Raw genomic sequence first — 23,224 nt, 5'->3', positions numbered from 1 at the left:
TTACAAAATCAATTGAAATAAACCGATCGCTTTGTGAATTAAGAAAAAGTTTATAATTCTGGTTTTTTATTTAAATTAGGATATGATGTAAAACAATTGAAACACCTTTTTTAATCTTTCTGCTCTATGTTCGTATGTGTTAAAATTCATTTACACCAATTATTTTTCTTTAATTTGCTATTCATACTAATTAGTATTTTTTATGTCAAAAGCAGCAAATACACGGCTTACAATTCTTCATAAAGCATTTGAATTGATTTATACCAAAGGGTATCAAACCACTAGTATTGATGAAATTATTGCGACAACTCAAGTAACAAAAGGTGCTTTCTACTATCATTTTAAAACGAAAGATGAAATGGGAGTTGCAATTATTGAAGAAATTCTAAAGCCAACGATGCAGGAACATTTCATAAAACCAACAGAAGCTTCTCAAAATCCAATTGAAGATTTTTATAATATGATTTCGTATCTGTTGCTTGAAGATCCTTTCCTGCAGGCAAAGTATGGCTGTCCTGTTGGAAATCTTACTCAGGAAATGACGCCATGGAATACTAAATTCAGTGAAGCTTTAGCCGAATTGGTTGATTTGTGGAAGGCAACCATCATCAATTCAATTGAAAAAGGAAAAGAAGCAGGTTTAATTCGCAAAGATGTTGTTGGCGAACAAGTAGCATTTTTTATCTTATCGGGTTATTGGGGAATACGAAATTTCGGGAAACTTCAGAACGATAATTCTTCTTATCTGGTTTATTTAAAGGAACTTAATGTTTATTTGAATGGTTTGAAATAAAATTAATATTCAAAAACATACCAACTAGTATGTTTTTGAATATATTTGCATTGTCTAAATCAAAAAACAATGTATCAAACACTTTTAGAAGGCCATTCGTTTGTGAGGTGGCTTGTATTAGTAAGCTTATTGTATTCTATTTTCATTGCTTACAAGGGGTATTCTCAAAAACTTCCTTTTACCAAAAAGGATAACCTCCTCCGACACTGGACAGCCACAATTGCTCATATTCAGCTTCTTTTTGGAATATTGGTATATGTGCAAAGTCCGATTGTGAAATATTTTTGGAGAAATTATAAAGATGCTGTTCAAAATCTGGATGCTTCTTTCTTCGGAATTATTCATATTACTTTAATGCTTGTAGCGATTATTTTTATAACAATTGGATCTGCTTTAGCCAAAAGAAAACTTTCTGACAAAGAGAAGTTTAAAACCATGCTTATTTGGTTTTCTATCGCTTTAATAATCATTTTTATTGCCATTCCGTGGCCATTTTCACCTCTTGCTAACCGACCTTATTTTAGATAATTATGAAAAATTTATTTCAGACCAATACTGGACGTTTACGAATTATTGGATTTCTTGAAGGAATTTCACTTTTGATTTTGCTTTTTATAGCAATGCCTATGAAATATATTTTTGAAATGCCATTTTTGACTAGGCCAATAGGAACCATTCATGGTGCTTTATTTCTACTTTTTATATTTAATACAATAAGCGTTGGAGTAGAGCAGAACTGGAAGTTTGCCACTACAACATGGAAAGTGCTTTTGGCTTGTGTAATTCCCTTTGGTACTTTTTATATTGATTCTAAAATTTTAAGTAAGATTAAAAACGGGTAACTCATGATTTTTGTATTCAAAACAAATGTTGACAGCATTTCGAAAGTGAAGAAAGTCACGCCAAAACTGAATCGTTTGTTTCCAGATTCAAAATGGAATTTTGATCTTGAAGATCGAGATAATATTCTCAGATTTGAATGTAAAGATGATATTGTCGAAAAAGTAATTTTCCTGATGAAAGTTATTGGCTTTGAATGTGAAGCTTTATAAAAGAAAAAACATCCGCTTTTGCGGATGTTTTTTTATAAATAGAATTGAATTATTTTTTTGAACTGCAGACCATTTGTTTTAACAATGCCCATTGTTTTAAAGCATCACGAGCTTCAACGGCAGGGTACCCAAGCATTGTTTTTCCTGCAGGAACATCTCCGGTAACTCCAGATCCGGCGCCAATTACTGCTCCATCTCCAATTGTAGTGTGGTCTTTTATAGAAGCGCTTCCGCCAATAATAACTCCGTTTCCTAAGGTTACAGAACCTGCTAAACCACTGTTTCCGGCCATAATGCAGAACTTGCCTAATTTGCTATTATGTCCAATCTGGACTAAATTATCAATTTTGCATCCGTCTCCCAGAATTGTAGAGCTGAATTTTCCTCGGTCCACACAAGAATTTGCGCCAATTTCAACTCCATTTCCAATGATAACATTCCCAATTTGCGGAATCTTTACCAATCCTTTTTCCGTACAAGGACGAAATCCAAAACCATCTGCACCAATTGTTGCGTTTGGATGAATGATGCATTCGCTTCCGATATGACAACGTTCACGAACAACAGTTCCAGACCAGATAATCGTGTTTCTTCCGATTGTGCATTCGTCTAAAATGGTCACGTTAGGATAAATTATGGTGTTAGCGCCAATTTCTACTTTTGGACCAATGTAGCAGCCAGCGCCAATTTTAACGCCTTCACCAATTATAGCGGTTTCGTCTATAGTGGCTGTTTTATGAATATTGTTATGAAAGATTGGGGCAGGGGGAGCAAAAAGGGCAAGGATTTGTGACATTGCCAAATCGGCATTTTTTACTTTTATAAAAGCGCGGTTCTCTCCAGGCTCTATTGAAATATCTTCGTTTACAACTGCAATGGAAGCATTAGATGTCGACCAGTATTTTTCGTATTTTTTATTTCCGATAAATGAGATTTCCGAAGTCGTTGCTTTTTCTAATTGTTCTGTTGCAGTTACGCTTTGTGAAGTACTGCCGTAAATTACACCATTAATAACTTCGCTAATTTCTTGAATTGAATAGGATCTCATTGACAAATTTTAATCGACTAAAGGGTTATTTTTTGCCAAATAAAATGAATTAGATTTTAATTACCTAATTATTTTTTCATGTTTCTTAATAAATGTTTAAAATAAGATGTTAATTTTTACAAAATTAACATTCAGTGTATTAATTTAATGAGGGTTTTTTAATGAATTGAGTAATAGATGCTTGGATATTTTGTTTAGAATAATTGAAAATTGGGTATAGAAAACAAATAATTTAATTGTTAGGTTATAGCTTACATTTGTTTTGTTAAATCACTTGTAGTGAGGGTTTAATAAAAAAAGCGATTCGTTTTAAGGAATCGCTTTTTTATGTATTATTCTGTGATTTTTGATAAAGAAACTGCATTAATGCAGTAGCGTAAACCACTTGGAGGCGGACCATCGGGAAAAATGTGACCTAAATGCGAATCGCAAACATTGCAGGTTACTTCAACACGGATCATTCCGTGAGATCTATCAGCATGATATCCAACCGCATTTTCTTTTACAGGTTGTGTAAAAGAGGGCCATCCTGTTCCAGATTCGAACTTTTCGCTGGCATCAAACAATAAAGTGCCACAGCATTTACACTCGTAAATTCCAGGTTCAAACAAACTGCACATTTCTGAGCTAAAAGATCTTTCAGTTCCCTTTAAACGTGTAACTTGAAATTCTTCTGGAGTTAGAATTTGTTTCCATTCTTCATCCGTTTTCTCCACTCTTTTGTCTGGAGCTGGATTTCCTTTATTTGTAAAATGAATTACATCTGCCCATTTTATCATAACTTTTTTGTTTTAAAGTTTTAGGTTTCAAGTTTCAGGTTCACTGCAAGTGAATATTAAAAAAACTGAACACTGCCACTGAACACTGCTACTGAACACTGGCGACTGAATACTACTCCTCTTCCTTCTGTCCCATCATCATCAGATAGGCTTTAAGGAAAGGATCGATATTTCCGTTCATTACGCCGTCAACATCGCTGGTTTCGTAACCTGTACGAACGTCTTTTACTAATTTATAAGGTTGCATAACGTAATTACGAATTTGCGAACCCCACTCAATTTTCATTTTTCCAGCTTCAATATCAGCACGTTGCGCTTGTTGTTTCTTTAATTCGATTTCATACAATTGAGAACGAAGCATTTGCATAGCACGCTGTCTGTTGTCTTGTTGAGATCTTGTTTCAGAACATTGAATCTGAATTCCAGTTGGTTTGTGAACTAACTGAACTTTAGTTTCAACTTTATTTACATTCTGTCCACCCGCACCACTCGAACGAGAAGTTGTGATTTCGATATCGGCAGGATTAATGTCGATTTCTATACTATCATCAACTAATGGATAAACATAAACCGATACGAATGAAGTATGACGTTTTGCGTTACTGTCAAAAGGCGAAATACGAACCAAACGGTGAACACCATTTTCTCCTTTTAAATACCCGAATGAGTAATCTCCTTCGAATTCTAAAGTTACGGTTTTAATTCCGGCAACGTCGCCTTCTTGAAAGTTAAGCTCTTTGATTTTGTAACCATAGCTTTCTCCCCACATCATGTACATGCGCATCAGCATTCCTGCCCAGTCACAGCTCTCTGTTCCGCCAGCTCCTGCAGTAATTTGAACTACTGCACTTAAACTGTCGCCTTCATCAGAAAGCATGTTTTTGAATTCGATATTTTCAATATGTGCTTGTGCCGCTTCATATTGTTCATCTAATTCCTCTACAGAAAGTTCTCCTTCTTTGTAAAAATCATAAGCCAGCTGTAATTCTTCTGTAAGTGATACGGCTTTGTCATAATCTTCAATCCATTTTTTCTTGTTTCGAAGGTTCTTTACAATGTTCTCTGCTTCTTTGGGATTGTTCCAAAAATCAGGAGCAAAAGTTTTTTCTTCTTCGTTTGCAATCTCGATTAGTTTAGCATCGACGTCAAAGATACCTCCTCAACGCACCAAGGCGCTCCACAATACCTTTTACTTGTTCGGCTGTTGTCATAAATTAATTAATAGGTTTTTATATGTTTTTTAGAATTATTACGTTAATTTGGTCTATAGAAACGAGCGAGTTAAATTTTATTAAACTTGCCAAGAATAACTATTTGTAATACGTAATTTTGCATACAAAAATAAGATATAGTTTTTAGAATATGGAAATAAATTTAATCAGCGATACCATAACAAAGCCTACTTATGAGATGCTTCAGTATATGTTTAACGCTCATGTCGGCGATGATGTATACAAACAGGACCCAACGGTGATTGAATTAGAAAACAGAACAGCGGAGTTTTTTGGTATGGAAGCTGGGCTTTTTTTTCCGTCTGGAACTATGGCAAACCAGACTGCAATTAAGCTGCACACGCAGCCTGGAGAGCAATTAATTGCAGATAAATATGCTCATGTTTATCATTATGAAGGTGGAGGAGTTTCTTTTAATAGCGGGGTTTCTTGCTGTTTATTGGATGGAAATCGCGGAATGATAACTGCTGCGCAAGTAAAAGCTGCAATAAACGATCCAGAGTTTTATCATAGCCCGTTAACGAGTTTGGTTTGTGTTGAAAATACAACCAATAAAGGCGGTGGAGCTTGTTATGAATTAGAAGATTTAAGAGAAATAAAAAAGGTTTGTGATGCTCATAATTTAAAGTTCCATTTAGATGGCGCTCGAATTTGGAATGCGTTAGTAGCTAAAAGACAGAATCCTAGAGAATTTGGGGCAATTTTCGATACCATTTCAGTTTGTTTGTCTAAAGGATTAGGCGCACCAATTGGTTCTGTACTGCTTGGAAGTAAAGCTGATATTTACAGAGCGTTGAGAATCAGGAAGATATTAGGTGGGGGAATGCGTCAAGTTGGTTATTTGGCCGCAGCAGGATTATATGCTTTGGCTCATAATATCGAAAGATTGGCAGAAGATCATCGCAGAGCGAAAGAAATTGCAAAGATTTTAAGCACAAAGCCTTGGATTGCATCTATTGAACCCGTTGAAACCAATATTTTGATTTTTTCGCTTGCAGAAGGTTACAGCGACCAATTGCTAATCGAAAAATTAAAACAGAAAAATATTTTGATAAGTTCTTTGGGGCATAACAAACTTCGTATTGTAACGCATTTAGATTATAAAGAAGTAATGCATACTTATGTAATTGATACGCTTTCGAAGTTTTAGAGAAAGTGACAAAGTGACAAAGGTTCAGAGTAACAAAGTTTATAAAAAAAGACGCAATATGCGTCTTTTTTTATTTTTAAGGTAAGAAAAGAAACCTTTGTATCTTTGCAACTCTGTATCTCTGTATCTTTCTTATTTAAAAAGATTATCCATTCCAGGAATAGACGGCATGTCCATTCTGGCTACGGCGTCTAATTCTCTTTCGTTTACATTTGTAGCTTTTTCAATTGCTTTGTTTAGCGTTACGATCAAATAATCTTCTAATTGCTCTTTATCTTCTAAAAGAGAATCATCAATAGAAAGCGATTTTATTTTTCTACTAGCAGTGATAGTAACTTTTAATAATCCGTCAGCGCTTTGTTCATCAATCAAAACAGTATCTAAGCGCTTTTTAGTATCTTCAATTTTTTGCTGGGTTTCTTTAAGTTTGCCCATCATTCCCATTAAATCCATTTTTGTTGATTTTTTAAATTATTTCAGACAAAATTACTATATTGCTGTGTGAATTCAATAGAATAATTTAAGAAAAAATTAATTCTGTTCTGTTGGGTTTGTGCTATTTTTGCGTCTTCATATTTAAAAATTAATGCTCAATAAATGCAAAATGATATATCGGCCCCAAAGGCTAAAATAATTCCAAAGACATTAAAAAAACATAAAGAAGCTAGGATTGACAATTATTTCTGGCTTAATGACCGAGAGGATTCTGAAGTAATTGATTATCTAAATAAGGAGAATGCTTATTACGAAAGCATGACTTCTCATACCCAAAATTTAAAAGATAGTCTATTTGAAGAGATGAAATCAAGGATTAAAGAAGACGACTCTTCTGTTCCTTATTTTTATAATGGATACTTTTATATTACACGTTTCGAAACAGGTCAGGATTATCCAATTTTTGCAAGAAAAAAAGGAAGTCTTTCTGCCGAAGAAGAAATTCTTTTTAATTGTAACGAAATGGCAAAAGGACACGCTTATTTCAAATTAGGTGGTTTAAGCATTAGTCCAGATAACAAATTTGCTAGTTTTGGAGTAGATATTGTTGGAAGAAGAATTTATACGATTCAAATAAAAAACTTAGAGACTGGTGAAATCTTAGCAGATAAAATAGAAAATGTTACAGGTGCTTCAGTGTGGGCAAATGACAACAGTACTATTTTTTATGTGAGACAAGATCAAGTTACGTTGAGAGCCGATAAGGTTTTTAGACATAAATTAAATACAGCATCTGAAAATGATGTTTTGGTTTTTGATGAAATAGATGATACTTTTAATGTGTCCATCAGTAAAGAAAAATCAAGAAAATATATTGTTATTGGTTCTGGAAGTACATTAACGACGGAATATAGAATTCTAAATTCAAGTAATCCAGATGGAGAATTTACAGTTTTTCAGCCTCGTGTACGCGGGTTAGAATACAGTATTTCTCATTACGAAGATTCTTTTTATATTCTAACCAATAAAGATAAGGCGACCAATTTTAAATTGATGAAAACGCCTGAAGGTAAAACAGGAAAGAAAAACTGGGTAGATCTTATTCCGCATAGAGAAGATGTCTTGTTGGAAGATATTGAAATTTTTAAGAACTATTTGGTCGTAGAAGAACGTTCTAACGGATTAAATCATATTAGGATCATGCCTTGGGGCGATGAGCCAGATTATTATCTTCCTTTTGGCAGTGAAACGTATAACGCGTACACGACAACCAATGTTGATTTTGATACCGATATTTTGCGTTACAGTTATCAATCATTGGCAACGCCGTCTTCTGTAATTGATTTTAATATGAAGACTAAAACTAAAGAAATCTTGAAAGAACAAGAGGTTTTGGGAGGGAAATTTGACAAGAACAATTATATAGAAGAAAGAGTTTGGGCAACAGCCAGAGATGGCGTAAAAGTGCCTATTTCGATGGTTTACAGAAAAGGATTGGAGAAAAATGGTAAAAATCCGTTGTTGCTTTACGCATACGGTTCGTACGGAATTACGATGGATACGTACTTTTCTTCGACAAGATTGTCACTTCTGGACCGCGGATTTGTTTATGCAATCGCCCATATTAGAGGAGGCGAGGACCTAGGAAGACAATGGTATGAAGACGGAAAACTGTTAAAAAAGAAAAATACCTTTACAGATTTCATCGATTGCTCTAAATTTGTAATAGACCAAAAGTACACTTCTCCTGAACATCTTTATGCTGAAGGAGGATCTGCTGGAGGACTTTTAATGGGAGTGATTGTAAATGAAGCTCCTGAATTGTATAATGGCGTTATCGCTCAGGTGCCTTTTGTAGACGTAATTACCACGATGTTGGACGACAGTATTCCGCTTACAACTGGAGAGTATGACGAATGGGGGAACCCAAACAAGAAAGAATATTACGATTATATGTTGTCGTATTCGCCTTACGATAACGTAAAAGCACAAGAATATCCTAATATGTATGTGTCTACTGGTCTTCATGATTCGCAGGTACAATATTGGGAGCCAGCTAAATGGGTTGCAAAATTGCGAGATTTGAAAACAAATAATAAACTTTTGTTTTTAGATACCAACATGGATGCAGGTCATGGCGGGGCTTCGGGACGTTTTGAGGCTTTAAAAGACTTAGCAAAAGAATTTAGTTTTTTATTAGATTTAGAAAAAATTAAAAGCTAATTAGAAATTTTTTGTTAAATTTGCAACCTATCAAGGTTAATTTAGAAAAGACCTTTGATTAACTATTTTTTTATGAAAGAAGAAATAACTGCTTATAATAATGTTTTAGAGTTAATAGGAAACACCCCCCTTATTAAGCTAAATAAAATTACCGAAGAGTTAGAAGGAAATTTCTACGCAAAGGTAGAAGCTTTCAACCCAGGTCATTCCTCAAAAGATAGAATAGCACTATATATTATTGAAGAAGCCGAAAGAAAAGGAATTCTATCTCCGGGAGATACCATTATCGAAACAACATCTGGTAATACAGGATTTAGTTTAGCAATGGTAAGCATTATTAAAGGTTACAATTGTATTTTGGCTGTAAGTTCAAAATCATCTAAAGATAAAATTGACATGTTGAGAAGTTTAGGCGCCAAAGTGTATGTCTGTCCGGCTCACGTTTCTGCAGATGATGAAAGATCTTATTATAATGTAGCAAAACGTTTGCACGAAGAGACAAAAGGTTCAGTCTACATTAATCAATATTTCAATCAATTAAATATTGATGCTCACTATAACACTACAGGTCCAGAGATTTGGGAACAAACAAAAGGACAAATTACGCACTTAGTTGCTTGCAGCGGAACAGGAGGAACTATCTCTGGAACTGCAAAATTCTTAAAAGAAAAAAATCCAAATATTAGAATTTTAGGAGTTGATGCTTTTGGTTCTGTATTGAAAAAATACCACGAGACTAAAGAATTCGATAGCAAAGAAATTTACCCTTACCGTATAGAAGGTCTTGGTAAGAACTTAATCCCATCGGCTACAGATTTTGATATTATTGATAAATTCATGAAAGTAACCGATGAAGAAAGTGCTCACTCTGCTAGAGAGATTACTAGAAAAGAAGGTTTATTTGTTGGATATACTTCTGGAGCAGTAATGCAAGCTATTAAGCAATATGCTGAAGAAGGAGAATTTACAAAAGAGAGTAATATTATTGCCATCTTCCCAGATCATGGTTCTCGTTACATGAGTAAAGTATTCAGCGATGACTGGATGAACGAGCAAGGTTTCTTTGATAGTGTTAACGAAGAAGAAGCTCAAAAAATTGAATTCGTAAAGTAGTATAAAGTACTTTATTCTAATATAGAAACTCCATTCGTAATTTCGAATGGAGTTTTTTTTTGTTGGCTTCTTTTTCGGCAAGTAAACAAACATGTAAAAGTTAAAATTTATTATTTTGTTGATTATACCGTATTTATACGTAGGAAATTATTAAGATTAATAAATTTAATTTAAAGTTTTAATAAAATTATTGAGTTTTAAAAAATGACTTTTTATAGATGAAATGATTAAAAAACGTTATTTTAACGAGTATTTAGGTAAGTTGTCGGAAATATTTTAGCTCGATACCATAATAATATAGTTTAGAGGTATTAAAATAACATAGTTGTTTAATCCCTAAAATCTACTATTATGAAAAAATTACTACTAACAGTATTGTTTGTAAGTTATTTGAATGTGAATGCGCAAACACCGATTCAGGAATTTAACTTTAATGGTACTTTAAATAATACGGCAAACACCACTTCGTTTATCGGTACCAACAATTTTGTAGCAGACAGAGCTGGAGTTATAAAAGGAGCTCAACGATTAAATAATAAAGCTCTAGAAGCTGTAATCGATAACCTGCCTCAAGGAAAAAGCTCAAGAACAATTAGTATTTGGGTTAAGTTTAATGATATTTCAAACGCAAACTATATTTGGGGTTACGGAAGTCCTCTTACTGCGCAATATTGCGGGCTATTACAGCAAGGAACAACTTCTTCTAACTCCGATTTAAGTTTGGCTGCTTGGGGTGCTTCTAATGATGTTATTGTATCTACACCGCTTGAAAAGAACATTTGGTATAATTATACGATTACCTACGAAGGAGCTACTTCTAAGATATATCGCGATGGTAAATTATTGAAATATCTAGAGGGTATGGTAAGGTCTACTAATGGAAATATTTTTAGATTGGGCGAAATTAATACAATGGTTGGAATAAATGCTGATATAGACGATTTAAAGATTTATAATATAGCGCTGACCCCAGATCAGGTAAATGAGTTATATGAGAGCGAAAAGGCTTCTAATTTGCTTGTAGCAGCAGTTGCAGAGGCTAAAACAGCTAAATCGGCAGTAAAAGCAAAAACAAATCAAACTATTATTGCTTCGGGCGATGTTAGTGGAATAACAAAAAGTGTAGAAGTTTATTCGCAAGGACAAAAGTTAATGGGTAGTAATGCAACGAATATAAGCGATCTTCCAGAAGGGACTTATTTATTAAAAATTACCAGTACTCCATCAAAAAAAATTACCTCAAAATAAATGGTTTTTTAGTTTTTAAATGTTAGTTAGTTTTTTTTATTGCGTAAGCAATTGAGTTTTTGGAATAGTAAGGAAAGCTTTCTGTATTCAGGAGGCTTTTTTTTTAGTCTAATTTCCATCCAAAAGTGGTCTGAAACACATAATCATCTTTAGATGCCCCTGGCTTTGGTTTGTTGTCGTAGTTGTAAACAAAAGAAAGTTTAATAAAAAAATCTAGTGGCAAGTCGTATTTCGTATCAACAGAAAAATCGGTACGAATCCTTTTGCTTTCTGTTAAACTAGGAAAAAAGGTCACTTTAGACTGAATGCTAAAATCACCAATATCATATAAGTTAAGATCGCTGCCTAAAAATAGCTCCAAACTTTTATTCGGTTCAGGAGTTTCTGTAAAACGTTCGTGGTTAAAAGACAATCCGGAAGCGATTCCCCAGTATTTTTTGTTGCTATGAATGATATATTTTCCGAAACCTGCTTTTGAAACAACACGAAGATCAATATCCTGTTCTGTATTCTTTAAAGTCACCACCGATAGCGGAATAAAATAATCCTTTGGCAGTAAATGTACATAACTAACATCGGTATCAATTCTTCGTATAGGATCGCTATCATCTTGTATCGATTGAATTTGTTTAAACATAGCAGTTCCATACCATTTTTTTGCAGTGTAGCCTAAATTTACGTTTATTGTTAGTTGCTGTAAACTTTGCGCTTTGGTTAATTTGATTCCGGCATCAAAGCTGGCATCGAGTCTGTGCCAAAAACTATCATCAACCGGTTTTATACGTACAATATCGGCAAGATTAACAATGCTTTTGGTTTGTGTTTCCACATTGGTGATTTCACATTTATTGGGAGTTTTGGTTTTGGTAATTTTTCCGTTTAATAGATTGCCATTAGAAAGGTTGATAATATGAACTCTTTCCGAGCCAATGCTTTTAACGTATTTCCATTCTAATTTAAAATCGTCTTTACTGTAATCGGTTTCAATCTGTACAATGCCTTTATTCATGGTTTTTATTTCACCTACAATAATATCATTGTTTTTCAATACAAGAGTGTCAGAAATCTGTGCAGTGATTTTTAAGAAAAATAAAAGAAAAAATAATAGTAAAATTTTCTTCATGTCTAGATTTATTTCTTTGATTTCCAGCTTGTAATGTTAAAGTTAGAAATAAAAACGTAATGTAAGATAGAATAGCAAAAAAATAGTGTTTTGAATGTTGTCCAATATTATGGATAAGTTGAAGAGCGCTTAAAGCAATTGGAAGAAGCGGTTATTTAAGCTGTTAAGTGTTTTTGTGAGAATTATGCATTTGTATGTAGGAATTGTTTGGAGATGCTGAATTTTAATTATAGTTTTAACAAATTTTCTAAAAATAATAAACGAAATTTTAGAACTGTAAAATCTAATGAATTTAAATTTTACAGTCAGTTGCTATTTGCCCTAAACCAAAACTATTCTGATAAAAGCTACTACTATGAAAAAAATATTACTCACTTTAATGTTTGTAAATTTTTTAACTGCTAACGCGCAAAATCCGGTACAGGAATTTAATTTCAATGGAAATTTGAACAGTACCGATAATACGATTTCGTTTTTAGGCACGCCGCTTTTTGTAAATGACAGAACGGGAAGTCCTAAAAGTGCTTTAAGGCTTACCAGTAAGGCTTATCAGGCAGTAGTAGGTGAGCTTCCTCAGGATAATAAACCCAAAACAATATCGGTTTGGGTAAAATTTAATGCGGTAAATATTCCGAATTATATTTTGGGTTACGGTGCAGCAGTAAACGGACAATACTTTGGATTAGTGCAGCAGCCTGTGTCTGGAAGCAATTCAGATTTGAGTTTGGTAGGATGGGGAGACGCAAATAATGTAATTGTTTCTGTGCCTTTAGTAAAAGAAACTTGGTATTTTTATAGTATTACCTATGATGGAAATATTTCTAAAATCTACCGAAATGGCGAATTGCTAAAATCTGCCGAAGGAATTCAGCGTTCTGCAAAAGGTTATATTTTAAATCTTGGAAAATTGAATACCTCAACGAGTATCAATGCAGATATTGACGATTTAAGATTGTATAGTGTTGCCATGACAGACGAACAAGTGAGGGAAGCGTATAATAGTTCAAAACCAAGTGGTGGACCAATAACGGAAAGCGTACCCGTCTCAAGTCCTGCAACTTCAATTACATCAAAAAAAGCTGTTGTAGCAGCTATGCCTGTAAAGACTGCAGCTCCCGCGACTTCAGCAGAAACCAATAAAAGTGGTAAAACCATTGAGGTTTTCTCACAAGGAAAGCAAATAATGAGTGCCAATGCCTCTAATATTACTGATTTGCCCGAAGGAACTTATTTGATTAAGGTTATTAATGGTTCTAAAAAATAATCATTAAGGTTTGTGTAATGTCTTTGTTGCGTTTAATTAAGTAGCCTTCATTTTCGTTTTGAGAATTTAAAGAAATAAGATTTAAGAACAACTGTTTAACTTTTACTTTTTTTAAAAATAGAAATCAGACAAGGAATTATGAGTAAAATCAGTGCATAAATAATTATACCTTTAATATAAATTGTAGGTTGTAGTTCATTTGTATCTCGTAATATAGTTTTGTTTACATTTTTGCAATACCACACTTTTAAATATTGTCCCTTTGTATCTAGCGAGGTATTTTCCATTAAATAAGAAGTAGAATAGTATATGTTTTCATTTATTTTTTGTTTTTCTAAAACACCATAATACCAAGAATTAGATCCGCTTGAATTGGAGGAATTATTATTCTCTATCTTATAAATGTATAATTTATCTTTTTCATAATATTTGGCTGGATCCAAATTATAATATATTAATTTGAGATCCCTGAAATTATGTGTTAATTCAGAAATTAATCCACCAATAGCAAAGACTAATGTAATGTAGGCTAGCAGTTTTCTCATTAATGCTAAGTTAAATTTATTTTCATATAAAAAAACCTTCTGAATTTCAGAAGGCTTGTAAATTATCTCTTTTTCTGCTGGCCAGGAGCATAAGCTTTTGCGCTTTTATCTCCATTCATTTTTTTGGCTTGTCCTGGTGGTATTTTTTTACCAGATGGAGCAGGGTGGTTGTGAACGTGTGTATGTGTACTGCAGCTAATTACACTTAATACTAGGAACAAAAGAACTAGTGCGACTACAGCAATTCTTGTGATTTTTGATGTTTGCATTTTTTAGTTTTAATTATTTGAGGTGTTGCAAATATAATCTAAATGTTATCTTTAGCTATTTTTAGGTCTAGTTTAAAATGAGTTCAAATAGTTTCTTGTCATTTTTTATTTTTCATAAACTCCATAAATGAAAATGCTTTCAGGCGCATAACTTCCATTGGTGCAGTAAATAACAATTAGCTCATCGTTTTCTGAAATTTCAAATTGTCTAGAGTTGTGAGCTTCTGTAAAAGCATAATAAACGCCATCTTCTTCTTTGATTTGAAAATTATATTTTGAAGATATTGATTCGAGTTCTTCCTTAGTATAGAATCTAAAGGTCGATAATACCTTGACATTTTCTTTAATAATATAAATTCTTTTATGGTTTAATTCTACATACGAATTACTCCAAATAGCGTAATCATCAGAACTAAACCAATCATAGTATTGATTGGCTACTTTATACAGTTTTAAGCCGTCAAAAAAAAGGTAATTGAAAGTTTTTTCTAATTCGTTTTTTAAATTCATTGTTCTAAGATGAGTTATTTTATAATTTTTTCGAATGTAAACGACTCTTCTTTCCATTCAAAGGTTTTTAATCCCAAGGATTATCTTTAAACAATGGGTTAATAGGCAGAGGGTGAGGTAATTCTTTTCCAGCGGGAGGCATCCATTTCATAGTGTGCTCATTAAAAATGTACATATATGCTGAACCTATTACTATTTTGAGAAGAGCCTCAAAAGCATTATCTGAAACCCAAGTAAATTGGGGGATAAAGTCTATGATATAAAAATTGCCATTTTCATCCATATGGACTGAGTTATTTTCGATTAATCCAGCAACATAATACAATGGTGTGCCAATCAATGTTGAATAATAATACTCAAGATTATCCTTTTTAAAATCAATTTCATCATTTATTCTATAAATCTTAAAATTATAGTATTCTACAACTTTTAGATTGCTAAAATGATCTATATTGATAATCATTGTTTCTAGTTTATTCTCAGCATGAAGGGTCAGACCGCCAAATTCACAATAAAAATCTTGAATTTTCGGTGGAAACATTTTATAAAGAGGTGTATTTTCAATTTCGTCTTTTATGTTTCTTCCTTCATACCATCCTGCATTGATAAGTGCGTCTTTAAAAAGCTCTTTTTTATCCATAAACTATTCAATAATTATTTTTTCTATCTGTAAAACTCCATGTATAAAAAAGCCATAATAACCTCTATTTTCATGAACCTCAAAAATTAAAAGATAAGTGTTCTGGCAATCTTTAAAATTACAAATCTGATACCTAAATGAAAATAGTGCGTTTTGATCCTCCAAATATTCTAGTTTAACTATATTGTTTTGGGCTAAATCATGATTTGTTATCAAACCAGTTTCGATTAATGAGCTTAAAAAATTAGAGTTTTTAAAAGAAATAATAACTTCATGTTTTATTCCTCCGTTTCCGCAGTAGAAATTAAAATATACTTCAGAATCAGGAGTTTCAATTGGAAACGATCTTTCGCCACCTAATTGTATTTTTTTTATAATTGAAATTTTGGTCATAGTTGAGTAGCCTGACTTTTAATTATCGCCTTTTTATTTTTGCAATTATTTCATCTGTCAGTAATGGAGATTCCCAAATTCCAAGAATATAAGTTACATCTTCTCCTAAACTATCTTCTCCAGCTCCTCTAGGCTGATATTCATACTGCCAGCGACGAAATTCAATCATTAGATATTCTTTATCGCCAGATTCAATTAAAGTAATATCGCCAGGACTATTATACAGTTTATGGATTTTTAGAACGCTTACGTAATATCCTTCATAACGAGCATGTTCTTCAATTTCAAATCCGTATGTTTTGGATAAAAATAATAACTCATTTATTGTAAAAGTATCATCAGCAACTAATCTTTTTGTGTAGGTCTTTTTCTCTGCAGATTCTATATTTGAGATTTTTATTGAAGGTCTTATCAACTCTGTTTTTATTGAACTTATTCCTTCAAGATTATTTGTGCTTCCATCACCGAAAATTTCAGATTGGATACAGTAGAAATTTTCTATTAGTTTCATTTAGAGAATTTGTTTAAATAAAAAGTCTTCTGAAAACCAAAAGACTTATATTTTTTTAGCTAATAACACTAATCACAATAAATAAGATTACAAGGGCTATTACAGCAAATTTCATAAATTTTGATGATTGCATAATTGAAGATTTAAATTAGTTTATATCTGATAGTAGCAAATATAATTTTTTATTTGAAACTAAAGCCCAAATAAATTGAAACAGGAAAAGTTTTAGAAATTTTAATTTTTATATTTCCAATACTTGTAATTTTCAGGAATCAGTTCTAAAAACTGAACTTGATTTTCTATAAAAATACCTTTCCAGCCTTCCATAATTCTATTTTCTAAAGACTGATCAAAGAAGTTGCTATAAAGCTTTTTATGGTCAAAATCAATGTACAAACTTGGAAGAAAATTATTATAAGTGCTTTTATTTAAATTGGAATATTCGGTTTTAAATGCATTATAAATACTTTCAAATTCAATTTTTAAAGGTTCTATTTCTTGTAAGTATTTATTGTTCAGAATTTCATTTTCCCAATCGTCTAAAAGCCACCATGAATTTTCTCCAAAATAAATAGATGGCTTATTGTCTAATTTGATAATTACAAATATTCCATCCTGAAATTTATTAAAATAAGAATTCATCATTTTACGAATTTGTATTTAGGGTAAAAAAAAGCTCCAGAAAAATCCAGAGCTTTTTTAATATATTTGATAGAAAGACTATTCTTCTTTCATGGTATGATAAACGTTCATAACGTCATCATCTTCTTCGATTTTCTCGATTAGTTTTTCAACATCAGCAATTTGAGCTTCAGTTAATTCTTTAGTGATCTGCGGAATACGCTCAAAACCAGAAGAAAGGATTTCAAGACCTCTATTTTCTAATTCTTTCTGCAAAGCACCAAAACTTCCAAAAGGAGCATAGATTAAAATTCCGTCTTCGTCTTCAAAAACCTCTTCAGCACCAAAATCGATAAGTTCTAATTCTAATTCCTCAGCGTCGATACCATCTTTTGCAATTCTGAAGTTGCAAGTGTGGTCAAACATAAACTCAACAGAACCTTGAGTTCCCATTGTTCCGTTGCATTTGTTGAAATAACTACGAATATTAGCTACAGTTCTGTTATTGTTATCAGAAGCAGTTTCAATTAAGATTGCAATTCCGTGAGGAGCATATCCTTCAAACAAAATTTCTTTATAGTTAGCAGTATCTTTATTACTTGCATTTTTAATCGCGCGCTCCACATTGTCCTTAGGCATGTTGGCAGCCTTCGCATTTTGTATAACAGCTCTTAATCTAGAATTGGCATCTGGGTTTGGTCCACCTTCTTTAACAGCCATTACGATATCTTTACCAATTCTGGTAAACGTTTTGGCCATTGCAGACCAACGTTTCATTTTTCTTCCTTTTCTAAATTCGAACGCTCTTCCCATTTCTAATTTTTAGTTTTGTGATGCAAAAATAAGGTTTTCCTAATTTTTACAAAAACAAAATTGTTCTTTTTTGTTTCAGGTTTCAGGTTTCAAGTTATTTAGGTTGTGTTGAATTTAACCGCAAAGTGCGCAAAGGTTTACGCAAGGTTCGCAAAGTTTTATTTATATAGCTTTGGATATTTGTTCTTTTTTGTTTCAGGTTTCAAGTTGATTGGATTACGCTGATTTTAAACGCAAAGTGCGCAAAGTTTTTTTTATTTAAGATTACGCTTATAAACACAAAGTTCGCAAAGCGAAATGGATAAAGCTTTGCGAACTCTTTTATTTTATAACTTAACTTAAAAAACTTCTTGGCGTTCTTTGCGTAAATCTTTGCGCACTTTGCGGTAAAAAAAAACTCATGCAGTTAAACCTGAAACCAGATCATTATTTGATAATTCCATTAAACTCATTAAAGATATTTGTTCTTTTTTGTTTCAAGTTGAATGCTTACGCTGATTTTAAACGCAAAGTGCGCAAAGTTTTTTTTATTTAAGATTACGCTTATAAACACAAAGTTCGCAAAGCGAAATAGATAAAGCTTTGCGAACTCTTTTATTTTATAACTTAACTTAAAAAACTTCTTGGCGTTCTTTGCGTAAACCTTTGCGCACTTTGCGGTAAAAAAAATCTCATGCAGTTAAACCTGAAACCTGAAACCTGAAACCTGAAACAAAATCATTATTTACTAATTCCGTTAAACTCATTAATGATATTTACAGCTTCGTTGAGGTACGGATTGGTTTTAAGATTATCCATTTGATATTGATTGATCGTTTTATCATTTGGATAAGCGCCTAGAAGAAACTGATTAACGCTAGAATTGTACACATCAAGCGGATTATTTTCATCATTAAAAGTATTGATCTCTGTCCAAAGTTCACCTAATGTCTTTTTCTGCTTGAAAACCGAATCTAATGTCATTGGAATTTCGGCTTTAGGAGCATTCACAATTTGATCTATTTTAAGGTTAATCTTTTTAATGTTATTGAAAAAATAATTGTCTGATAATCTCGCCGAGCTGTTTTTAGCAATTTTGTCTATCAGATTTCGCTTTACATACGTCTTGTATTTTAAGAACGGTTCGATGCTGTCGTTTTTTATAGCCGTCGGAAAGTCGCTTTCTTTTTGGTAAATATCTTCGTAAAATTCAGGTAGTACAACATCTGGCTTTACGCCGATATATTGATGACTTTTGCCCGTAATCCTGTAAAATTTATTGATTGTAATTTTTAAGAAATCGGTATTTTTATCTTCTTCAAGCGGAAGAATAGTCTGCATTGTGGCTTTTCCGAGGGTATTGCTTCCTAGCAAAAGCGCACGGTTATAATCTTGCATAATAGAAGCAAAAAACTCGCTTGCTGAAGCCGTATTGCTATTTACCAAAACTACAATTGGACCACGATAAATAACGCCTTTAAACGGATCGTTAATAACAGATTTCTCTTTTTTGTTATCTATTACAATCGAAAGCGGACCGTAATCTACAAACATTCCAGCCAGTTTTATGGCTTCTTCCATAGAGCCGCCGCCATTGTCTATAAGATCAATAACAAGTCCTTGTATGCTGTCTCTTTGCAGTTTTATAACCTCGCGCGCCACGTCATCTGCACAGCCTTTTCTGCTGTTGCCATCAAGATCGGCATAGAAACTCGGAATTTTTATATATCCAATTTTACTGTCTTTGCCAATGATGAAACTGAAAACAGAATTTTCTTCATCTTTCATCATTTGTTTTTCAATATAAACATCAAAATTTTTGCCCGAATTGCGTTTTAAAGTAAGCGTAATATGCTTATTGTTTTCAGATAAAATCATGGACGATATAGACTCCAAAGAAGCACAAGAAACTTGAAGTGTTTCTTTCTGATTGGAAATCGAAATAATCTGATCGCCTTTTTTTATCTGTCCAGTCTGATACGCCGGTCCGTTTGGATCTACCTCATCGATAATAATTTCGTTTTTCTCGTTGAGGTTTACCGTCATTCCAAGCGATAAATGTTCTTTAGACAAAGAAGCAACAAAACTCGTTTTAGAATCATCGCTAAAATAAGCAGTATGAGGGTCAAAATAGGTGCAGAAGAAATTGTATAGTTTTTCTTCCTGTTTGGTGTTAGAATCTATTAGCGAATTAAAACGACAGATTTCATTTGTAAGGATTTGATTTTTAGAGGCTTGTTCGATAGATTTGAAATTGGTTTTTAAAGAATCGAGATTATCGCTCGTTTCAACAATATCATCTAAGATTTGATAACGCAGTTTTTTTACCCAAACCTTTTCTAAGTCTTCTTTCTTCAAGTAAAAAGCAAAAGATTTTTTATAAAAACGGATCGTATCTTTCTTGGTATAATCAATCGGAATGGTCTGAATTTTTTCTAAAACTTTTTTAGTGCGTAAAAGGCCGTTGATGTATGTAGCTTTAATATCGGTAAGAAAACTGCAGTCGTTCTTTAAAATTAAATTGTCGAGATTGTAACGGTATTTCTGAGCCAATTCGTCATATTCGCTCTTAAAAAAAATATTGCGTGAAGGATCAAGTTCGTTAATAAGATTGTCAAAAACAAACACAGAAAGACTGTCATCAACTGGTTTTGGCCGTAAGTGTTCTGCCTGAATAAGCGCATTTATTTTGTTTAATATTTCACAAGTTTCTGCGCTGTTCTGACCAATGGATATAGTTGATGTCAGCAAAAAAAGGAGTAGTGAAATCTTTTTCATAAATGGAAATTCATGGGTTCATGATTAAAGTTACACTAATTTTTTTACAAATTGTAGGTTTTTTAGCAAAATATCGACAATGAAAAGTTTTTAATCGTTAAACGAACGTACACCAAATAATTTAACTTGAATTTGCCTATTTTGAAGAAAAAAAAATGCGTTACAATCGTAACGCATTTTTAAACTATAAAGTCAAAACTTATTTCTTGTAAAACGGTAATTTAACCACTTTTGCAGGAACATCATTTTTTCTAATTCTAATAAAAATATCGCTGTCAACCGCACTATTTGCAACGGTTACATATCCTAAACCAATTCCTTTATTCATAGAAGGAGACATAGTTCCAGAAGTTACAATTCCGATTACTGCTCCAGAACCATCAACAATTTCGTAATCATGTCTTGGCACAGCGCGCTCTTGCATTTCAAAAGCAACTAATTTTCTTGTAACACCAGCTTCTTTTTGTTTTTTAAGCGCTTCAGAATTAGTGAAATCTTTTGTGAATTTCGTAATCCATCCTAAACCAGCTTCAAGTGGAGAAGTTGTGTCGTTAATATCATTTCCGTAAAGACAGAATCCCATTTCAAGACGTAAAGTATCACGAGCTGCAAGACCAATTGGTTTAATTCCGTAAGATGCTCCAGCTTCAAAAACTTTATTCCAAACTTGTTCTACTTCATTGTTTTTACAGTAAATTTCAAATCCGCCAGAACCAGTATAACCTGTAGCAGAAATAATTACATGCTCAATTCCAGCAAAATCACCAACTTCAAAATGATAATAAGCAATTTCAGATAAATTTACAGAAGTCAAAGCCTGCATAGCTTCAACCGCTTTTGGACCTTGAATCGCCAATAAAGAATAGTCTTCAGAAATATTCTTCATCTCAACTCCCAAATCATTGTGAGAAGAAATCCAGTTCCAGTCTTTTTCAATATTCGAAGCATTTACAACTAGTAAATACTGCTCTTCTTTCATTTTATAAATAATCAAATCATCAACAATTCCACCTTCATTATTTGGAAGACAAGAATATTGCGCTCTTCCAATTGTCAAAGTAGATGCATCGTTTGAAGTCACTTTTTGAATCAAAGCCAAAGCATTTGGACCTGTCAACAAAAATTCACCCATATGCGAAACGTCAAAAACTCCTACGCCGTTACGAACCGTTTCGTGTTCAGCATTAACCCCTTCATAAGTAATAGGCATATTATAACCAGCAAAAGGAAGCATTTTCGCTCCTAAACCTTCATGTATGTGCGTAAGCGCAGTATTTTTCATTGTGTTGTTTTATAAAATTATTTTGCAAATCTATTCAAAAAATATCAAATTTGAATGTCTTAAATTATAAATTTCGCAATAATTAGGAGCTATTTCCTGCTATCCGCTATATCTTTTGCTTTTAAAGAAAAAACAAAAAGGATACCGCTTCAAACGAAGTTCACTGAACTCCTATAAAAAATAAAAATATGGTGAAGTAATCAGGGCTAGGGCTAACAGTTTCAAAAGAACAATCATGATTTCGATTTTTTATGTAATTTTATTATATAAAAGTATTCAAATGAAATCATCGTATTTAATTACAAAAGAAGAGATTCTGAAATTATACAAACCAATAGATTCCAAAGCACATAAAGGAACCCAAGGTCATGCGGTGATTATTGCCGGAAGTTATGGCAAAATAGGAGCAGCGGTTTTAGCTTCAAAATCCTGTCTAAAAACAGGCTGCGGACTCGTAACAACTTTTGTACCCAAATGCGGTTATCAAATACTTCAAATCTCCATTCCAGAAGTGATGGTGGCAACTGATGAAAACGTGAATTTTATAACCAATATTCATCTGCCACTAATTCCGCAAGCAGTTGGAATTGGCCCAGGAATAGGAAAGGAGCTGGGAGCACAAAAAGCTTTATTTGAATTTTTAAGAGTCAATAAGGCCCCTTTAGTTCTCGATGCAGATGCGTTGAATATTATTTCAGAAAATTTATCTTGGTTAGAATTAGTTCCAGAAGATACCATCTTAACGCCTCACCCAAAAGAATTGGAACGTTTGATAGGAAAATGGAATTCAGAAGCTGAGAAATTTCAAAAAACAATCGCTTTTTCAGAAAAATACAAAGTCATTGTAGTTATGAAGGGCGCACCAACCTACATTATCAACAGAACTTCGGTATACGAAAACACAACAGGAAACGCAGCTTTAGCAACAGCAGGAAGCGGAGATACCTTAACCGGAATCCTCACCAGTCTTTTAGCACAAGGCTACGAACCCAAATACGCCTCAAAATTTGGCGTCTACCTCCACGGACTAACAGCCGATTTAGCCTTGCCCAAAACGGGTTATGAGTCTTTTACGGCTTCTACTATTATTAAGTACTTAGGAAAAGCTTTTTTGAGTTTAGATGTTTAAGAGATTTTATTTTAACGCAGAGAGCACAAAGTTTTTTCGCAAAGGACGCTGAGTTTTTAAGTTGCTTCGCTTTTTTAAGATCACAAAGTAGTTTCTTTTTTTCTTTGTCATCTTGAATGAAGTCGAAGGAACGCAAAGGTTTTTATTATTAAGAGTACAACATCCAGTTTGTCATCCTGATTTCTATGATAAAACCAAATCTTTTTCATAAAAGGTTTGGTTTTTTATTACCGCAAAAACTCGATGGATTATTTTGTTTCTCACGGCATTTAAAACACTCATTTTATTTTTTCC

General features: G+C 33.0%; 25 protein-coding genes. 10 read left to right on the top strand and 15 right to left on the bottom strand.

The window, feature by feature from the left end:
• Positions 1 to 202: 202 nt before the first annotated feature.
• The 4 genes from ACFO3N_RS10990 to ACFO3N_RS10975 all read left to right on the top strand — a co-directional run bounded on the left by ACFO3N_RS10990 (position 203) and on the right by ACFO3N_RS10975 (position 1,845).
• The gene (locus ACFO3N_RS10990; protein ID WP_379797696.1) at positions 203 to 793 is read left to right on the top strand and encodes a TetR/AcrR family transcriptional regulator; all 591 of its coding nucleotides are present in this window, start codon (positions 203 to 205) and stop codon (positions 791 to 793) included.
• 69 nt (positions 794 to 862) lie between these two features.
• Positions 863 to 1,321, top strand: a complete 459-nt coding sequence (locus ACFO3N_RS10985) for a hypothetical protein (RefSeq protein WP_095930904.1) — start codon at positions 863 to 865, stop codon at positions 1,319 to 1,321.
• Positions 1,322 to 1,323: 2 nt separating this feature from the next.
• Entirely contained in the window at positions 1,324 to 1,635 is a 312-nt protein-coding gene (locus ACFO3N_RS10980; protein ID WP_250835547.1) for a DUF3817 domain-containing protein, read from the top strand.
• A 3-nt stretch (positions 1,636 to 1,638) separates the two neighbouring features.
• Complete coding sequence (locus tag ACFO3N_RS10975; protein ID WP_379797693.1) at positions 1,639 to 1,845, top strand: hypothetical protein; 207 nt, start codon at positions 1,639 to 1,641, stop codon at positions 1,843 to 1,845.
• A gap of 49 nt (positions 1,846 to 1,894) precedes the next feature.
• Here the strand turns inward: ACFO3N_RS10975 and lpxD are convergent, their stop codons facing one another.
• The 3 genes from lpxD to prfB all read right to left on the bottom strand — a co-directional run bounded on the left by lpxD (position 1,895) and on the right by prfB (position 4,883).
• A complete protein-coding gene (gene lpxD, locus ACFO3N_RS10970; RefSeq protein WP_379797691.1) occupies positions 1,895 to 2,893 on the bottom strand; it encodes a UDP-3-O-(3-hydroxymyristoyl)glucosamine N-acyltransferase in 999 nt (332 codons plus the stop codon).
• 332 nt (positions 2,894 to 3,225) lie between these two features.
• Positions 3,226 to 3,672, bottom strand: a complete 447-nt coding sequence (gene msrB / locus ACFO3N_RS10965) for a peptide-methionine (R)-S-oxide reductase MsrB (RefSeq protein WP_379797689.1) — start codon at positions 3,670 to 3,672, stop codon at positions 3,226 to 3,228.
• 112 nt (positions 3,673 to 3,784) lie between these two features.
• A protein-coding gene (prfB, locus tag ACFO3N_RS10960) for a peptide chain release factor 2 (protein ID WP_379797687.1) occupies positions 3,785 to 4,883 on the bottom strand; the annotation gives its coding sequence in 2 pieces (ribosomal slippage) (positions 3,785 to 4,819 and positions 4,821 to 4,883; 1,098 coding nt in all).
• Between the two features lie 151 nt (positions 4,884 to 5,034).
• On the opposite strand from prfB, the gene ACFO3N_RS10955 reads away from it, so the two are divergent.
• Entirely contained in the window at positions 5,035 to 6,054 is a 1,020-nt protein-coding gene (locus tag ACFO3N_RS10955; RefSeq protein WP_379797684.1) for a threonine aldolase family protein, read from the top strand.
• A 132-nt stretch (positions 6,055 to 6,186) separates the two neighbouring features.
• Here ACFO3N_RS10955 and ACFO3N_RS10950 read toward each other — a convergent pair whose 3' ends face one another.
• Positions 6,187 to 6,507 (bottom strand): YbaB/EbfC family nucleoid-associated protein, encoded by a 321-nt coding sequence (locus ACFO3N_RS10950; protein ID WP_276174292.1) that lies wholly within the window; start codon positions 6,505 to 6,507, stop codon positions 6,187 to 6,189.
• A 144-nt stretch (positions 6,508 to 6,651) separates the two neighbouring features.
• On the opposite strand from ACFO3N_RS10950, the gene ACFO3N_RS10945 reads away from it, so the two are divergent.
• The 3 genes from ACFO3N_RS10945 (at position 6,652) to ACFO3N_RS10935 (ending at position 11,073) form a co-directional block, all read left to right on the top strand.
• Entirely contained in the window at positions 6,652 to 8,712 is a 2,061-nt protein-coding gene (locus ACFO3N_RS10945; RefSeq protein WP_379797681.1) for a S9 family peptidase, read from the top strand.
• Between the two features lie 72 nt (positions 8,713 to 8,784).
• Positions 8,785 to 9,825 (top strand): PLP-dependent cysteine synthase family protein, encoded by a 1,041-nt coding sequence (locus ACFO3N_RS10940; protein WP_095930895.1) that lies wholly within the window; start codon positions 8,785 to 8,787, stop codon positions 9,823 to 9,825.
• Positions 9,826 to 10,176: 351 nt separating this feature from the next.
• Positions 10,177 to 11,073 (top strand): LamG-like jellyroll fold domain-containing protein, encoded by an 897-nt coding sequence (locus tag ACFO3N_RS10935; protein ID WP_379797678.1) that lies wholly within the window; start codon positions 10,177 to 10,179, stop codon positions 11,071 to 11,073.
• 103 nt (positions 11,074 to 11,176) lie between these two features.
• Here ACFO3N_RS10935 and ACFO3N_RS10930 read toward each other — a convergent pair whose 3' ends face one another.
• Positions 11,177 to 12,196, bottom strand: coding sequence for a DUF481 domain-containing protein (locus ACFO3N_RS10930; RefSeq protein ID WP_379797676.1), 1,020 nt, complete (start codon positions 12,194 to 12,196; stop codon positions 11,177 to 11,179).
• A 355-nt stretch (positions 12,197 to 12,551) separates the two neighbouring features.
• Between ACFO3N_RS10930 and ACFO3N_RS10925 the strand changes: the two genes are divergently transcribed.
• Entirely contained in the window at positions 12,552 to 13,460 is a 909-nt protein-coding gene (locus ACFO3N_RS10925) for a LamG domain-containing protein (protein WP_379797674.1), read from the top strand.
• A gap of 95 nt (positions 13,461 to 13,555) precedes the next feature.
• Here the strand turns inward: ACFO3N_RS10925 and ACFO3N_RS10920 are convergent, their stop codons facing one another.
• The 10 genes from ACFO3N_RS10920 to gcvT all read right to left on the bottom strand — a co-directional run bounded on the left by ACFO3N_RS10920 (position 13,556) and on the right by gcvT (position 21,801).
• Complete coding sequence (locus ACFO3N_RS10920; protein WP_379797672.1) at positions 13,556 to 14,005, bottom strand: hypothetical protein; 450 nt, start codon at positions 14,003 to 14,005, stop codon at positions 13,556 to 13,558.
• 62 nt (positions 14,006 to 14,067) lie between these two features.
• A complete protein-coding gene (locus ACFO3N_RS10915; RefSeq protein ID WP_379797669.1) occupies positions 14,068 to 14,274 on the bottom strand; it encodes a hypothetical protein in 207 nt (68 codons plus the stop codon).
• A 105-nt stretch (positions 14,275 to 14,379) separates the two neighbouring features.
• Complete coding sequence (locus ACFO3N_RS10910) at positions 14,380 to 14,841, bottom strand: hypothetical protein (RefSeq protein WP_379797667.1); 462 nt, start codon at positions 14,839 to 14,841, stop codon at positions 14,380 to 14,382.
• A gap of 10 nt (positions 14,842 to 14,851) precedes the next feature.
• On the bottom strand, positions 14,852 to 15,424 hold the full coding sequence (locus ACFO3N_RS10905) for an SUKH-3 domain-containing protein (RefSeq protein ID WP_379797665.1): 573 nt from the start codon (positions 15,422 to 15,424) through the stop codon (positions 14,852 to 14,854).
• A 3-nt stretch (positions 15,425 to 15,427) separates the two neighbouring features.
• Positions 15,428 to 15,817, bottom strand: a complete 390-nt coding sequence (locus ACFO3N_RS10900; protein WP_379797663.1) for a hypothetical protein — start codon at positions 15,815 to 15,817, stop codon at positions 15,428 to 15,430.
• Between the two features lie 22 nt (positions 15,818 to 15,839).
• Entirely contained in the window at positions 15,840 to 16,328 is a 489-nt protein-coding gene (locus tag ACFO3N_RS10895; protein WP_379797661.1) for a hypothetical protein, read from the bottom strand.
• A 234-nt stretch (positions 16,329 to 16,562) separates the two neighbouring features.
• Positions 16,563 to 16,973 carry a hypothetical protein gene (locus ACFO3N_RS10890; protein WP_379797659.1) on the bottom strand — a complete coding sequence of 137 codons (411 nt, stop codon included), beginning with the start codon at positions 16,971 to 16,973 and terminating at the stop codon, positions 16,563 to 16,565.
• 75 nt (positions 16,974 to 17,048) lie between these two features.
• Positions 17,049 to 17,762: a YebC/PmpR family DNA-binding transcriptional regulator gene (locus ACFO3N_RS10885; RefSeq protein ID WP_012024626.1), complete on the bottom strand. Its 714-nt coding sequence runs from the start codon at positions 17,760 to 17,762 to the stop codon at positions 17,049 to 17,051.
• 720 nt (positions 17,763 to 18,482) lie between these two features.
• On the bottom strand, positions 18,483 to 20,519 hold the full coding sequence (locus ACFO3N_RS10880; RefSeq protein ID WP_379797656.1) for a S41 family peptidase: 2,037 nt from the start codon (positions 20,517 to 20,519) through the stop codon (positions 18,483 to 18,485).
• 199 nt (positions 20,520 to 20,718) lie between these two features.
• Complete coding sequence (gene gcvT, locus ACFO3N_RS10875) at positions 20,719 to 21,801, bottom strand: glycine cleavage system aminomethyltransferase GcvT (RefSeq protein WP_379797654.1); 1,083 nt, start codon at positions 21,799 to 21,801, stop codon at positions 20,719 to 20,721.
• Between the two features lie 280 nt (positions 21,802 to 22,081).
• Here gcvT and ACFO3N_RS10870 point away from each other — a divergent pair, with 280 nt between their 5' ends.
• The gene (locus ACFO3N_RS10870; protein ID WP_379798153.1) at positions 22,082 to 22,930 is read left to right on the top strand and encodes an NAD(P)H-hydrate dehydratase; all 849 of its coding nucleotides are present in this window, start codon (positions 22,082 to 22,084) and stop codon (positions 22,928 to 22,930) included.
• The last annotated feature ends 294 nt before the right edge of the window (positions 22,931 to 23,224 follow it).

Source organism: Flavobacterium chungangensis (assembly GCF_042654045.1).
GTDB lineage: Bacteria > Bacteroidota > Bacteroidia > Flavobacteriales > Flavobacteriaceae > Flavobacterium > Flavobacterium chungangensis.
This window is presented reverse-complemented; position numbering and strand designations above follow the sequence as displayed.